This is a genomic window from Listeria sp. ILCC797, assembly GCF_900186185.1.
In the GTDB taxonomy this organism is placed as follows: Bacteria; Bacillota; Bacilli; order Lactobacillales; family Listeriaceae; genus Listeria; species Listeria goaensis.
Genome location: NZ_FYBS01000011.1, coordinates 34,717 through 49,670 on the forward strand (window position 1 = coordinate 34,717; position 14,954 = coordinate 49,670).

General features: G+C 39.2%; 16 protein-coding genes. 12 read left to right on the forward strand and 4 right to left on the reverse strand.

All coding sequences use genetic code 11. The annotated features are described in order from the left end of the window. Positions 1 to 273: 273 nt before the first annotated feature. The 3 genes from BN1609_RS11285 to BN1609_RS11295 are packed head-to-tail and all read right to left on the reverse strand — an operon-like array spanning position 274 to position 2,422. Positions 274 to 558: a hypothetical protein gene (locus tag BN1609_RS11285; RefSeq protein ID WP_088810869.1), complete on the reverse strand. Its 285-nt coding sequence runs from the start codon at positions 556 to 558 to the stop codon at positions 274 to 276. A 46-nt stretch (positions 559 to 604) separates the two neighbouring features. Next, positions 605 to 1,774 carry an ABC transporter permease gene (locus BN1609_RS11290; RefSeq protein WP_088840867.1) on the reverse strand — a complete coding sequence of 390 codons (1,170 nt, stop codon included), beginning with the start codon at positions 1,772 to 1,774 and terminating at the stop codon, positions 605 to 607. Between the two features lie 12 nt (positions 1,775 to 1,786). Further along, on the reverse strand, positions 1,787 to 2,422 hold the full coding sequence (locus BN1609_RS11295) for an ABC transporter ATP-binding protein (RefSeq protein ID WP_088810871.1): 636 nt from the start codon (positions 2,420 to 2,422) through the stop codon (positions 1,787 to 1,789). 183 nt (positions 2,423 to 2,605) lie between these two features. Here BN1609_RS11295 and BN1609_RS11300 point away from each other — a divergent pair, with 183 nt between their 5' ends. Next, positions 2,606 to 3,481 (forward strand): hypothetical protein, encoded by an 876-nt coding sequence (locus BN1609_RS11300; RefSeq protein ID WP_088840868.1) that lies wholly within the window; start codon positions 2,606 to 2,608, stop codon positions 3,479 to 3,481. Between the two features lie 81 nt (positions 3,482 to 3,562). Next, positions 3,563 to 4,102 carry a molybdate metabolism regulator gene (locus BN1609_RS11305; RefSeq protein WP_369821473.1) on the forward strand — a complete coding sequence of 180 codons (540 nt, stop codon included), beginning with the start codon at positions 3,563 to 3,565 and terminating at the stop codon, positions 4,100 to 4,102. A 69-nt stretch (positions 4,103 to 4,171) separates the two neighbouring features. On the opposite strand, the gene BN1609_RS11310 is transcribed toward BN1609_RS11305, so the two are convergent. After that, positions 4,172 to 4,675 (reverse strand): shikimate kinase, encoded by a 504-nt coding sequence (locus tag BN1609_RS11310; protein ID WP_088810873.1) that lies wholly within the window; start codon positions 4,673 to 4,675, stop codon positions 4,172 to 4,174. 182 nt (positions 4,676 to 4,857) lie between these two features. Between BN1609_RS11310 and BN1609_RS11315 the strand changes: the two genes are divergently transcribed. The 10 genes from BN1609_RS11315 to BN1609_RS11360 all read left to right on the forward strand — a co-directional run bounded on the left by BN1609_RS11315 (position 4,858) and on the right by BN1609_RS11360 (position 14,932). Then, positions 4,858 to 5,361: a hypothetical protein gene (locus tag BN1609_RS11315; RefSeq protein WP_240310392.1), complete on the forward strand. Its 504-nt coding sequence runs from the start codon at positions 4,858 to 4,860 to the stop codon at positions 5,359 to 5,361. 120 nt (positions 5,362 to 5,481) lie between these two features. Then, positions 5,482 to 6,252 carry an ABC transporter ATP-binding protein gene (locus BN1609_RS11320; RefSeq protein ID WP_088810874.1) on the forward strand — a complete coding sequence of 257 codons (771 nt, stop codon included), beginning with the start codon at positions 5,482 to 5,484 and terminating at the stop codon, positions 6,250 to 6,252. Then, positions 6,239 to 8,218 carry an ABC transporter permease gene (locus BN1609_RS11325; protein ID WP_088816215.1) on the forward strand — a complete coding sequence of 660 codons (1,980 nt, stop codon included), beginning with the start codon at positions 6,239 to 6,241 and terminating at the stop codon, positions 8,216 to 8,218. Before BN1609_RS11320 ends, BN1609_RS11325 begins: the two co-directional genes overlap by 14 nt. 159 nt (positions 8,219 to 8,377) lie before the next feature. Next, the gene (locus BN1609_RS11330) at positions 8,378 to 9,055 is read left to right on the forward strand and encodes a response regulator transcription factor (RefSeq protein WP_088810876.1); all 678 of its coding nucleotides are present in this window, start codon (positions 8,378 to 8,380) and stop codon (positions 9,053 to 9,055) included. Between the two features lie 75 nt (positions 9,056 to 9,130). Then, positions 9,131 to 10,021: an NAD-dependent epimerase/dehydratase family protein gene (locus BN1609_RS11335; protein WP_088810877.1), complete on the forward strand. Its 891-nt coding sequence runs from the start codon at positions 9,131 to 9,133 to the stop codon at positions 10,019 to 10,021. A gap of 16 nt (positions 10,022 to 10,037) precedes the next feature. Next, positions 10,038 to 10,499: a hypothetical protein gene (locus BN1609_RS11340; protein ID WP_088816216.1), complete on the forward strand. Its 462-nt coding sequence runs from the start codon at positions 10,038 to 10,040 to the stop codon at positions 10,497 to 10,499. Positions 10,500 to 10,514: 15 nt separating this feature from the next. Next, positions 10,515 to 12,257 carry an adenine deaminase gene (gene ade, locus BN1609_RS11345; RefSeq protein ID WP_088839238.1) on the forward strand — a complete coding sequence of 581 codons (1,743 nt, stop codon included), beginning with the start codon at positions 10,515 to 10,517 and terminating at the stop codon, positions 12,255 to 12,257. A gap of 5 nt (positions 12,258 to 12,262) precedes the next feature. After that, positions 12,263 to 13,330, forward strand: a complete 1,068-nt coding sequence (locus tag BN1609_RS11350; protein ID WP_088810880.1) for a sensor histidine kinase — start codon at positions 12,263 to 12,265, stop codon at positions 13,328 to 13,330. Continuing rightward, entirely contained in the window at positions 13,315 to 14,415 is a 1,101-nt protein-coding gene (locus BN1609_RS11355) for an iron-containing alcohol dehydrogenase family protein (protein WP_088810881.1), read from the forward strand. Before BN1609_RS11350 ends, BN1609_RS11355 begins: the two co-directional genes overlap by 16 nt. A gap of 1 nt (position 14,416) precedes the next feature. Then, positions 14,417 to 14,932 (forward strand): GNAT family N-acetyltransferase, encoded by a 516-nt coding sequence (locus BN1609_RS11360; RefSeq protein ID WP_088816218.1) that lies wholly within the window; start codon positions 14,417 to 14,419, stop codon positions 14,930 to 14,932. Positions 14,933 to 14,954 lie beyond the last annotated feature (22 nt).

Below are 14,954 nucleotides of genomic sequence, written 5' to 3' on the forward strand. Positions count from 1 at the left end.
CAGGAGTCTCAAGTTGGATAAAATTGCAAGCAAAGAGGACGTATTCAGGCACTGCGCAAGAGCTGACAACATTTGTTTCTCTTTACCAGTCGAGGAATAAATATATTTTTTAGTGAGTTTTATGCTATAAAAAAGCCCGATGATACAAAAGAATCATCGGGCTAAGTGTTTTCAATATAAAATTACTTGTTTTGTGTTATTTTCCGAAAAATGAACTTATGGAATATCTAAATATATTATGTAGATAAGTATTTTATAAAATTTCTTATAGTTCTAATAATATCTTTTTGTTTTCGCATCAAAATATTTTAATGTAATAACATAACGATTATAATTCCAGCCACTGCCAGCACGGTTTACATTACTACTATGCCAGTATACGTTATTTGGAACACTTTTCCATTGCTCTGATACAACTGTACGTTTTTTAGTATATTTATTGATATCATATTTTTGCCAGCTTAACACGGATTTTGACATAGCATCTGGGGTGATAGTAATTAAAATTCCAGTTATTAATATAAGCGCAAGCGCAATCTTGTACATAGCCTTTTTCATGTTGGTAAACAACTCCCTTGTGTAAGTTTATAGTAGCACTAAGTGTTTATTTTTTTTGCTTAAAGTGAGAGCTATTTTCACCTCCTTTCCAATCTATATAATAATTAATCACCAGTAGAAGACATAAACTAATTAGTAATACGATTACACCAGTAACAAATGTAATAGTAGGATTGTTACATGCTTCCGCTAAAAAATAATTTGTCACTTGCCCGGAATTAAAATAAGTCATTGGTAGAAAAGCAGCTATTTTATCAAGAAAAACCACTTTGCCGATAAGAAACGTTGGTGCAATTAAGAGAATTAGGCTTAAGAATAAAGTGGGCATGGATTTCTTAACTATTTTACTAATTAAATCAATGACTAAAATGACAATTAACAAACTGAGCATTTGAAGAATGATGGTTTCCAGCAACAATTTTCCAACAGGAAGGGTTACATATCCACCACTCATCTCTGAAAGAATTGGATAATTTAAGCTTCCTAGACCAGATAAAACTGTTGCTGGAAGAAACGCAAAAAGAATACTTAAAAAATAAATGATAAGTGCCACACACGTACTAAAAACTAAGCGTTTTGTTGTATTTCTAAAGCTACTAAGGGGCATCAATTTCATTCGATCTAAGCCATTATGAAATCGTTCTGTTAAAACGGAAGTTAGAGCGAAACAACTGACAATAATAATGAGTAGAGGGAAGAAATTTACTAGCATACGGTAAAGATAGGTGAATCCTTGTGTTTCCATATCTTCCACTTGCTCGTTAATATTTAATTCTTGTAATTTCTTATATTTGGTTAAGTCACGGATATTGAGGGATTCCATTCCATTATCCGTAAAGGTTTCTTTTTCAAAAGCAATAGATTTTTCGATTTCTTTAATTTTCAAAGCGTATGCTTGTTTGTATTGTCCCGAATTATAGTAATCGCGAATTTTCTGATAGGTAGTCAAAAGTTGTTGAGTGCTTACTTGATTTTCATCAAGTAATTGTTCATCCTCTTTTGATAACTCACCATTATTTCTTTTTTTTTGGTTGTTTTTAAAACCTTGCTCATTGATTGACATGTTCAAATCAGCGATAGCAGCCATATCGTGTTCTTTTTCTGTTATTGTATTCATAATTAGAACAAATAAGATGGTGGCTACTAATACAAAAAGTGGTATCCAGTTTCCCTTTGTTTTGAAAAACTTCTTAAAATAAAAAGTTTGCTGTTGCATAGGTTGCCCCCCTTAAATTTCTATCGTTGTTTGTAGTTTTCGGTCGTGAATTTGAACAATCTCATCTGAAATAGCGTACATTTTATCGTCCTGATGAGAGGTGAAAATAATCGTTTTACCACTGGCTTTTGCTTGCTCTATGAATGTTACAAAGCGTTCTTGATTCTTGTAATCTAATCCATTGGTGGGCTCATCTAAAAGCCAGTAAGTTGTTTGACTAACGGCATACATCGCAAGCAATGTTTTTTGTTTCATACCTAAAGAATATTTGCGGATAGGTATTTTTAGAAATTCTTCTAGTTCCCAAAATTGAATAATCTCTGCTAAATCAGCAGATGTACTAGTCCACATTTTTTGCACAAATTGCAAGTAGTCCCATGCAGATAAGTTTGGATTAAACCATTCGGAAGTTTCATAGTAAAAAAGCTTTTGACGGACGTCTTTTGATTTTAAAAAGAGCTGATTTTCTTTAAAAATAATTTGTCCACGATTGGCAGGCTTTAAACCTGCTAAGACACGTAAAAGTGTTGTTTTTCCAGAGCCATTTGGTGCTGATATTCCATAAATTAAAGCATCTTTAAAAGTAAAGTTGCTATCTTTTAGTAAAGTTTCCCGTGTAACGATATCTAAGTTTTGAACTTGTATCATTTTTTCACCTATTCTTTCTTGTTAGAACTATGTAAATAGAAATTAATGTTCATTATTCTGTGTATTTATGTTACACTGAATGAAATATAGACATTGTTTTGCCCCTACTTTTTAGAATAACATACTTTATTTATATGCGACGAAAATTCAACTGATAAGTAGAATAAGGGAGATGACATCGAGATGGAAATAGCGAAATTAATTGGGAATGCGCTTCGTGTGGTTCGTAAAAATAAAAATGAAACGATTACGGATTTTTATGGCAAGCGCATGTCAGAGAAGTATGCGTACCGAATTGAGGGTGGGCATCAAAATATTGGACAGGAAAAACTTGAAAAAGTATTGCGAGATAACGGAGTTTCTTTTGAAGAGCTTATTTTTATTTGCCGGGGATACCAGAAAAGGGCATTAGATGAAATTATGGACCAATTTTTGAAGGTGGGTAGCGATTTCATTGGAACAAACATGAACCAGCTTTTATCCCAAGTGAAAGAAATAAAAAAAGAGCGTAAACTTTGTGCTTATTTAGAAACGATAACAAGGGCATACATGCCTCAGCAAACTGATGAAGCTATCCAAAAGCTCATTCTTCCTATATGGGTTACGTTAGCTGAACAAGAGCAGTGGACGTATTATGAGCTTATTGTAATGTGTCATGTTTTATATATGATTGATATTACGCAAATTGATGTGATAGCGAGCAGGGTGTTTAAATCGTTAGAGCGGTACAAAGGTTATCAAAATGTTGAGCGGCTGCAAATAGCGACGTGGTTCTGTTTTTGTGAAAGGCTTCGTTTAAATGGTCGCTTTTGTGAAACAAAAGATTTATTAGAATGTACTTTGAAACGAGCGATTGCACGTGAAGATGGACTTATGATTTTTAAATGTGAATTTAGATTATGTGAGCTCGCTAGGATTGAAAGTTCAGAGGATAGGACAGATATATCAGCGAAGGTAGACCGTATTTTGAGCGGTTTATTAGTCATGCAACAAGTGGACACAGCGTTCGCTTTTAAGAAAGACTGGTTGGGAGCGGGAATCGAAGTGGCAAGTCTATGAAACAAAAATACTCGTGCTTTTTCCAAAAAAATTTGATACAATCGTTATGAGAAGAACTTCACATGGAAGGAGTAGTTGACTTTGAGTATGACGATGTATTTTGATAATGAGAACGGGATTCAGAAGGAAACGAGCCATCCGCACTTTACAGAACACTTTCACTTGGATATTTACTATGATTTGGAGCAAAAAGAGGCGCCGTTTAGTAGCGCTATAGGACAAGAAGTTTTAGATCGCCTAACGTCTTATTTTAAAGATAAATCAGATGAGGGGCTAAATTTATCTGCATTTCCGAAATATTTTGCGGAAGAAAAAGGGATTTCATTTGTGGAGCCGAAAGACTATGATGCTGCGACGCTTCAAAAAATGCGCGAAAGCCAGGATGAAAACACCTTTTTATCCATGAAAATAGCTGTTAGTGCCGCACTCGGTCAAATTAAAATTACCGGTTATATTTTACCTGCCTTGCGCGATAAGGCACTCGACGCTTTGCATGTTTTAAAAGAAATTGAAGTGGACGAGTCGGGATATTATGACCAAATGTTTTATGATTTATTGACATTCACGAAAGATTACACGGCAATTTTACCAGAACTTTGGTGTAAACGCTGCATACAGTAAACTAAAATCAAATATAAAACAGCTTCACACCATATTCAGTCTAAAATAACCCCTCGCAGCAGCGAGGGGTTATTTTAGTTTCGCCAAAATTTCATCGGCAATTTCGTAAGGATCTTTATTGTCGGTTATGATGACATAATTAGCAGTTTGCTCGTATAGTGGTGTGCGACTTTCGAAAATGGCGGTTATCTCCTCGCTCGTTTTAGCCTGAAGGAGAGGTCTTGTCGTGTCGTTTCTGAGGCGATGTAGAAAGATTTTCGGGCTCGTCCTTAAGTAAAAAACCGGCGCGGGGTGGCGGATTAGGAAGGCTTGATTGTTGTCGTCTAGCACAATACCTCCTCCGGTTGAAAGCACGGCAGAAGTGTCGCGTAATTCGGCAAGTTTTCCGCGCTCCATTTTGCGAAAGGCTTCTTCGCCATATGTATCAAAAATCTCACGAATTGACTTTTCTTGTTCGATTTCGATTTCCTTATCAATATCAATAAATGGAAGTTCCATTTTGTTTGCTAAGAGCTTTCCAATGGTCGTTTTGCCAGCTCCCATAAAGCCAGTTAAAATAAGTTGTCTTACCATATTTATCTCCCCCAATTTACAAGTATTTTAACACTTCTAAGAATTAAAGGTCAATGGTTCGAAGTGATGCTAACTAACGAAAATCATCGTTTGTCAGTATGTTGATTTTGGAGGTTGCCCCTTTTTATCCAGTAGGATTTAGTGTAGAATGAAGTTATGTGGATAAAGGAAGGATCGAAAAGATGGGAAATTTAGCTAAATTGAAGTCGGGTGAGACGATGAAGTTGATGGTAAATCGGCGGCTTGTTTTTTCAAGTGTGCTGATGACTTTGGCTGTTTGCGTCTTGATATATTTGAGTTTTAGTCATTTGAAAGGGGTTACGGGAACGGAGGAAGTCATTCTCCTCATTTTTCTAGCGGCGGCGACTTTGCGTCCGTTTTTTCGGCTTTTAAACGTGCAGCCGACTATTGAACTTTCCAAAGAAGGAATTTCGTATCGCGGCGATTTTCAAACTTGGCCTGCCGTTTGTGAGCTCGAGTTAAAAATGCCACGTGTAACAATTTTTCAACACGGACGCCTTGAAATTTATACGTTTATTAAAGAAGAGAGAGAACTTGTGTGGGATATTACCGCGTATGATAGTGAAATCTCACTTTCTGAGCTAGAAATGCTTATTCAGGAATGCATGGCGGAATTTGGCGAGGAAAATCGTAAAACGTCGGAAGAACCAGCATTATCTTTCTAAAAAGCAGAATATCTGCTTTTTTTTTTTGAAAAAAATAGCTTTCTACAACTATAGACCTTGTTCAAATCTTTCGGTATACTGTAAAATAACACGAGATGACTGAATATCAGGAGGAAAACGATGGAAGATTTAATTTTAAAAGCCCATAAAGTGCGTAAAGTTTACGGGTCAAAAGGAAGTCTTTTTCCTGCTTTAAATAGTATTTCTTTAGAGGTGAGAAAGGGGGAGTTTGTTAGTGTCATGGGACCGTCTGGTGCGGGAAAGTCGACACTTTTAAACGTGCTATCATCAATTGATGGCCCCACTTCTGGTGAAATTGAAATTAACGGGAAGTCACTTTCCGATATGCGCCAAAAGGAATTGGCGATGTTTAGGCGGGACCAATTAGGCTTTATTTTTCAAGATTATAATTTATTAGAAACGATGTCGCTAAAAGATAATATCGTGTTGCCGCTTTCTTTAAATCGTGTGCCACCTATTGAAATTGAAGTGCGTTTTGAAGAGATTGCAAGGCAATTTGGCATTTATGATTTGCGTGATAAATTTCCAAGTGAAGTTTCAGGCGGCCAAAAACAACGCACAGCAGTTTGCCGCGCGATGATTACAAAGCCAGCGCTTATTTTTGCGGATGAACCAACCGGTGCACTTGATTCAAAGGCGGCAACGAACTTATTGGAAGGTTTAAAGCAAGCGAAAGAACAAGGAAGTGCTACGATTTTAATGGTCACGCACGATGCTTTTGCGTCAAGCTATTCAGACCGCGTCTTATTTATTAAAGATGGTGAAATCTATACAGAAATTCACCGCGGTAAAACGACGCGCAAACAATTTTTTCAAAAAATATTAGATGTGCTGGCGATGCTTGGCGGTGAAGCTGATGACGCTTTTTAAAATTGCTGTCACCAACATGCGAAAAAATTTCAACCAATATTTGATTTACTTCATTAGTATTGCGATTAGCGTATTAATTTATTTTACCTTTATGTCGCTTTCGCAAAATCCGCTTATAAATAAAATTTTCAAAAACTGGGAAGTTGTTGGGAACTCTTTATTTTCATCAGCGGGCGTCATTCTTATTTTATTTGTCGGCTTTTTCATTTTTTATTCGAATAGCTACTTTTTAAAAAAAAGAAAAAGGGAATTTGGCTTGTACGCTTTGCTCGGTTTAAGAAGAGGGCAAATTAGTATTATTATTATTTTTGAAAATTTGTTAACTTATTTGCTCGCGCTTGTGGCGGGGATTTTGACAGGTATTTTCTTTTCCAAACTGTTCATTATGCTCCTCTTTTGGATTGTCAACTTACGCGTAGATACACAGCTAATTGTGTCTACTAAGGCGATTACAGACACCATCTATACTTTCCTCCTCATCATGGGCGTCACGTCAGTCTATGCGGTGTACATCATTTTTCGCTACAGTTTGCTCGAACTCTTTAAATCCGAAACACGCGAGAAACGTGTAAAAGGCTCGCTCATGTTGACCATTGCCGGACTCCTTTTCATCGTCTTTGGCTATTGTTTAGCACTTCAAATCGTTGTAAATTCTTCTTTTTGGGAAAAAGTAGGATTTGGCAACTGCATTTTATTGATCCTTGGGTCAGTTATACTGGGAACATGGATTTTTATTCGCTACTCCATGCCACTAGGGTTACGTTATTTTTATAACTTTAAAAAGGCCTATTATCGCGGAACAAATTTAATCACCGTCACATCCCTTCGCTACCGCATGAAAAAAAATGCCAATACATTAGCCATGATTGCCGTTTTAAGTGCCACAACTTTAACTATCATCGGCGCTATTAGTAGCTTCTATTACATCACCATCGATCAAGTGCAAAAAGAAAATCCAAGTAGTTATCAACTTTTAAATTTAACACCAAATAAAGAAGCTGAAGTGGAGCGGATTATTAAGCGCGATAAGAATCATAATTTAAATTACATGACAAGAAGTGCTTATATTGATGCTTACGTTGAGCAAGAACTCGACCAAATGCCGTATGATTACTATCAAAATAAAGCTACGTTTTCTTTCATTACAGAATCAGAATTTAATCGTCTTAATTTAGTAGAAAACAGGAATAATAAACCCATTCACAATTTAAAAACGGGTGAAGCTGTTTTTGTTGGAAAATCAATGAGCAATGTACGTGATAAGCGTGTGCAACAATTGCTAGGCGAAGAATTTAAAATTGTTTCAACCGATAAAACAAAAAAACTAGGCGATGTCACGATTACCGATTTTCGCTATTATCCGATTTTTAATGCTGGTTTTGCAGATGCGATGCTTGTTGTTAGTGATGCGTTTTATAATCAACTTACAGGAGAGTTACGCACGCAAAAAGTTTCCATCTATGATGTGACAGAAGTCGATCATTCCGAAGCTTTAGGAAATAAAATTCAAATGGCCACAGAAGGAAAAATAAATCTATGGTCGGAAAACTTTTCAAGCTATTATTCCAACTATCACATGGTGTCGATTTTAATGGGAACGATTCTTTATATTGGCGTCTTTATTGGACTGGTTTTCTTCATGGCAACAGGCAGTATCATTTACTTTAAACAAGTGACGGACGCCTATTTAGAGCAAAATCAATTTACGACACTCTTTAAACTGGGCTTAACGCGAAAAGAATTAAGGCGTGTTGTTTCTAGACAAATTGCGCCAATGTTTATTATCCCGCTCTTACTTGGCCTTTCACACAGCATGATTGCCATGATTGGGCTATCAAGAAATATCGATTATAGTTTGCAGTGGCCTGTCATTATCGTCACAAGTGTGTACTGCATTTTTTATGGTTTTTATTACTGGATTTGTGTGAACAGCTACATGAATATTGTCACGCGTTTCCGCCATTAATTGGTAAAAATAACGATAATCAGCTAAAATAGAGAAGAGCGAAATTTTACTTTAAAGCAGGTGATTTCATTATCCGGTGATGGAGACAGATATGCGCTGCGAAATGAAATACAAATAGAACTGGTCGTGTGGTGTTAGTTTGAAATTGGAGGCAAAACGATGGTTAAAGTTTATATTGTAGAAGATGATTTAGTCATTCGCGATACGATTCAAAAACATTTGATGAAGTGGGGCTTTGATATTCACACCGTAGAGGATTTTAATAACATTTTAAATGAGTTTTTAGAATTCGAACCACAATTGGTTATTTTAGATGTGAATTTGCCATACTTTGATGGTTTTTACTGGTGCAATCAAATTCGCGAAGTTTCGAACGTACCTATTATTTTCTTGTCTTCTAGAAATTCGCGTATGGATCAAATTATGGGCATGAATATGGGGGCAGATTATTATATTGAAAAACCTGTCGATTTGGACGTTTTAATGGCGCGAATTAATGCGCTTCTGCGGCGTACTTATTCGTATGCTGAACTTGAAGAGCCCAATGTCATGGAACATAATAATGTCTTTTTGCATATCGACACAAACACGCTTACTTTTCTTGATGAAAAGATTGAGCTGACTAAAAATGAGTTTTTAATTTTATATGAATTAATGAAACAAAAAGGCAGTATTGTTAGCCGTGACGAAATCATGCGTGCACTTTGGGAAGATGAAAGTTTTGTGGACGACAATACGCTTACCGTTAATGTTGTGCGCATTCGTAAAAAACTTGCCGAAATTGGCTTAGATGATTTCATCAAGACGAAAAAAGGGCAGGGCTATATGATTGAATAAATTGGAGGAAGTAGGTTTCTTTTGCTACGAGAAACTTTTACTTCCTGTTTTTACATAAAAAAAGGAGGGGTTTGGATGAAGGTTTTAGTTTTAGGTGGTACGCGTTTTTTTGGTAAGCGTCTTGTGGATATTTTGCAAGCGGAGGGGCACCGTGTGACGATTGTGACGCGCGGCAAGGCGGATGTGACTATTCCAGCTGGTGTGAGGCATTTAAAATTAAATCGCGAGCGGCGCGAAGATTTATTTCAACTGGCAAATGAACAATTTGATGTAATTTATGACAATATTTGTTTTTCACCGCAAGATGCGCTTTATTTAATTCAAGCCTTTAAAGGCAAGAAAACGCGGCTGATTTATACGTCCTCTCTTTCGGTTTACGGGATAAAAGGACGGGCGCTTTTGGAAGAAGATTTTGATAGCAAGCACTACGAAATTATTCTTGGCGACCGCATGGACTTTGATTACGGCGAAGGGAAGCGTCTCGGCGAAGCGGTATATTGCCAGAAAGCGGATTTCGACGTGGTCGCTGTACGTTTTCCAATCGTGCTTGGCGCCGATGATTACACGAAGCGTCTGCAATTTCATACATCAAGAATCATGAATGGTACAGAAATCGGGCTCCAAAACGAGGAGGCGGAAATCGGGTTTATTACCTCAGACGAAGCTGCGCGGTTTCTTGCGTTTATCGGCACGAAGTCAGACTTTACTGGCCCGATAAACGCGGCGTCAAATGGTGTTTACAAGCTTAGCGAATTAATCGAAACATTAGAAACAATTACGCAGAAAAAAGCGCATGTTGCTGATGTTTCGGAAACTGATGATGAAAACGAATCGCCGTTTGATATTCCGAAATCGTATTATTTAGACAATACAAAAGCTAAAAATCTTGGCTTCATCTTTCAAGATGTCCATGACTGGCTACCAGTTGTTGCCAAAGAACAAATGCTAGCGAAAGATTTTAAATAAGAAAGAAGAGAAGACGATGCTAACTTTTGAAGAGAAAAAACAAATTATTTCCCGGTATACCCAATTAGAGGAAAAAGCGATTTCGCTTGGGCGTGTGAATTATCATTATCCAGAAAGTAAACGTGATAAGTCCATCTTAATTAAACATTTACATCCTAACGGAAATGGCTATGTGTATGCGCCGTATTTAGATGCGGATACGCTTGATAAACAAGGTTATTTCAACGTTTTTGAAGCAAGCGAATCCGAATTAGTCGGGCTCATCGAAGCTGCAATCGCATATATGGATAGCGACGGGGATATATTCCAAGAAGGGCAAGAAATAACGTATGTTGATGAATTTAATGAAAAACTGTCCTTAATTTATGAAAATAAAATGTGGATTGTTTACGCTTTCGAAAATGTGGAAGCGATATTCCCAACGATTGAAGCCGCGGAAAGCTATTTAAACGACGAAGGTTTTTTTGAACAAAAATAAGAGGAGGATTTCGAGTTGGAAACAGTTCAAAGTTTACGTGAGCGCATTGCCGTCAGTGATCATCGGGCGAAGGCGGATTGTATTATTAAAAATGGTCGAATTATCAACGTCTTTACAGGAGAAATTATGGAGGGCGACATTGCCATTAAAAACGGTTATATCGCCGGCATTGGCTCGTTTGAAGAGGCTGCTAAAATTATTGATGCGAAAGGGCAATATATCGCGCCTGGCTTTATAGATGCCCACGTCCATGTGGAGAGCGCCATGATTACACCGAGCGAGTTTGCCCGTGTACTTTTGCCAAATGGTGTCACAACGATTGTGACGGATCCACATGAAATCGCCAATGTGGCAGGCGTTCCGGGAATCGAATTTATGCTAGCAGATGCAGAAGACGCGCCAATCGATATGTTTGTCATGTCACCATCTTCTGTCCCAGCAACGCCCCAAGAAAACAACGGGGCCACACTTCTTGCGGAAGATTTAAAGCCGCTTTATACACATGAGAAAGTCATTGGGCTTGCGGAAGTGATGGATTTTCCGTCGGTCGCATCAGGCTCGGCTGATATTTTACAGAAAATCATTGATGCGAAAGCGAATGGCGGGCGCATTGATGGGCACGGGGCCGGCTTAACGCGCGATAACTTGAATAATTATTTGGCGGCTGGGATTCGGACGGACCATGAAAGTACGACGCGCGATGAGGCGCTAGACCGCGTTCAGGCGGGCATGTTTGTCATGCTTCGTGAAGGAACAGTTGGACGCGATTTAGAAAAAGCGATTCAGGCTGTGCGAATTGAAAACAGTCACCGTTTTTGTTTTTGTACAGATGATAAATTAATTCCGGATTTAGTTCGGGAGGGGTCGATTAATTACAATATTCGGCTTGCGATTGCGCACGGGATTGCGCCGATTACAGCGATTCAAATGGCAACAATTAATGCTGCAAACTGTCATAATTTACCTTATTTGGGGGCGGTTGCAGCCGGCTACCAAGCGGATCTTGTTTTCCTCGAACGCTTGGAGGATGTTGCGATTACAAAAGTTTTCAAAAAAGGAGAGCTACTCGTTCAGGACGGCATTCGCTTGGAAGAAAAATTCGGAAAAGCGGCTACCAATTTTGTATCGCCAAAAATCACACATCGCTTAACGAAAAAAGATTTGCGACTCACTTTGAAATCGGAAAACGTACGCGTGATGGGCATGTTGCCAAACAGTTTATTCACCGAGCGTTTAACCGCCACTGTGGACCTCAAAAACGGCGAATTTGTTCCCGACGCTTCCCGCGATTTAGCTAAAATGGTCGTTGTGGAGCGGCATAAAGGAACGGAAAATGTTGGCCTAGGCATTGTGAAAGGTTTCGGTATGCAAAACGGCGCCATTGCGACCACTGTAGCCCATGATTCTCATAATATTGTGGCGGTTGGTATGAATGATGCGGACATTGATTTTGCGATTCGTCGTTTAACGGAAATTGGCGGCGGCGTTGTCGTTGTTGCAAATGGCAAATTGCTTGGCGAGTTGCGCCTCGAAATTGCGGGCCTACTTACACATGCCCCGTTTGAAAAAGTGCAAGCCGATTTAGAAACGCTTTTAAGTGTGTTCCAGACGATTAGTCAGGCGCGCGGATTTGATCCGTTTCTTACGCTATCGTTTCTTACTTTGCCTGTCATTCCAGAATATAAACTTACCGATCAAGGGCTGTTTGATTTCCAAAAATTTGATTTTGTTCCACTTGAAATTGACGAGAAAGGGTGAGCTAAATGACTTGGTGGCGCTATGTACGCGATAAACGCTTTTTCTTATTTTTCTTTTTCATCGTCATGTTTTTTGTTGGTCTTTTAATTTACATTGATCCAAACAGTAAACTAACACTCGGCAATATTATTTATTTATACTTTTTCGTGTTCATGTTTTTAGTCGCCTATCTGATTCTCGGCTATATTTTTAAATATCGGTACTGGCAAGAAATGAAAGAGCTTGTTGATGGGGAAATCGATGAAAATATTATCGAACTCTTACCGAAACCGCGTACGAGCGAGCAAGCTTTCTTCAATGAACTGATGCGCAAAAAGCATCGAGAAGAACAAAAAACGGTGACGGCGCTTCAAGATAAGCAAGAAGAATATCATGATTTTATTTTATACTGGGTGCATGAAGTTAAGACACCACTTGTGGCTAGTAAAATGCTGATTAAAAATCCGGATTTGAATGATACTGCAACGATTTTTTCGAAAGTCGATGAGGAGCTTGACCGGGTGGATCAATTAGTGATGCAAGCCCTGTACTTCTCCCGGCTTGACACATTTGCAAAAGACTATTTTATCCAAGAACAAAATCTTGGAAGTGTTGTTAGGGAGTCGATTAAGCGCCATTCTCGGCTGTTTATTTCCGGGAAGAAAAAGCTTTCGATGGATGATGTGAACGTTGATGTGCGGACGGACAGCAAGTGGCTTGGGTTTATTTTGGACCAGATTATTTCAAATGCTTTGAAGTATACGCCTGAGGGTGGCGAAGTGAAGATTTGGTGTGAGGAGGAAAAAGAGCGCATCGATTTGCATATTTGGGATAACGGTCGTGGCATTAGTGAAGAAGATTTGCCGCGCGTGTTTGAGCAAGGCTTCACGGGCATGATTGGTCGGAAAGAAAAGAAAGCGACGGGCATTGGGCTTTATTTGGCGAAACAAATGGCGAAAAAGCTCGGCCACAGCGTGGAAATTAAATCGAGTGAAGGAGAGTTCACGGAGCTCATTCTTCACTTTGCAAGAAAAGCAGACTATTTATTAGTGGCAAAAGATTTGGAGGAGGATTCATCATGGTTGAAGAATTGATTGTACGCGGAGCACCGCAAGAATATGTTTGTACAACGGGCGCATGGAAAACGCTACCGGAACATTTAAAAAGACGTCGTTTGGAAAAAGTCCTCGTTTTGCATGGCGACAAGTCATGGGAAGTGGCTGAGGAGAAATTTCCTGATTTGCCAGAGGTGACCGTTTCATTTGAACAATATAATGGCGACTGCACCTACGAAGAGCGCGACCGAATTGTTCGCCTCGTTCAAGAAAAACAATTTGAAGCGATTATTGCAGTTGGCGGTGGGAAAATAACGGACTTAGCGAAAGCGGCTGCGCATGTGTTACGCATGCCAGTACTTATTTTACCAACACTTGCTTCGACTTGTGCGGCAGCGACACCACTTAGCGTCATGTATGATCAAAACGGCGCTATGATTTGCTACGATGTGTTCCCTGAAAGCAACGCGCTTGTTTTAATTGAGCCGGAAATCATTTTGCATTCTCCAATCTCGCTAATGATTGCTGGAATTGGTGATACGCTTGCGAAATGGTACGAGGCGGATGTCATCATTTCCCAGCTGGAAAATCTGCCGGTTGAAGTTGAAATTGCTTACTTTGCAGCGAATAAATGTCGGGAAAATCTGTTAGAGCTTAGCGTTTCGGCAATTGCTGCAATGGAAGCGGGCGAATTAAATGATGCGTTTATTAAAACGGTTGAAACGAATATTTTAGTTGCTGGAATGGTGGGTGGCTTTGGTGACCGCTATGGCCGAACGGCTGGCGCACATTCAATTCACGATGCACTCACAATGATTCCAGAAACACATTCTATCTTACATGGGAATAAAGTTGCGTACGGCGTGTTCGTTCAACTCGTTCTTGAAAATCGTTTTGATGAATTGGAACGGTTACTGCCATTTTATACGGCGCTTGGTTTGCCGACTTCACTTGCCGATATGTTGACGGAGTCGCTTTCTGAAAGCGATATACGCGCTGTTTCAACTCGTGCGACAGAGGCGGGCGAAACAATTCATATGATGCCGGGTGAAATAACTGCGGATAAAGTCGAGCAAGCGATACTTGGGCTTGAAAAATATCGAATGGAAAAGCAGGTTAGATAAAATGAACATACGGATAGAAACGCAGGAGGAAAATCGGGAAATTTTTGAGATTCATAAACGCGCTTTTGGTCGCGAAGATGAAGCTAAGTTAGTGGATTTAATTCGTGAAACGGAGCAGTATGTCTGTGACCTTTCACTTGTCGCTGAAACGTTAGACGGACAACTTGTCGGTCACGCCTTGCTTAGTGAAATTTTTCTTGAAAGAGAAGGGGAAACACGCGTTTTACTTGGTCTTGCACCGGTTTCGGTGTTGCCAGAATTTCAAGGCGAAGGGGTCGGGAGTGCGCTCATTGAGGAGGGCATTCGGCTTTCGCGTGCCAAAGCATATCCGGGAATTATCGTGCTCGGCCATGCGTCTTACTATCCTAAATTTGGTTTTAAGAAAGCTGCTGATTTTGGGATTTCTGCACCGTTTGATGTCCCGGAAGAAAACTTTTTAGCGCTTGAATTGTATCCGGGCGGCTTAACTGATTTTAGCGGAGAAGTTAGCTATCCCGATGCGTTTAACCAAGTGTAAAGGAGTGCGAAAAAAAGAGGCA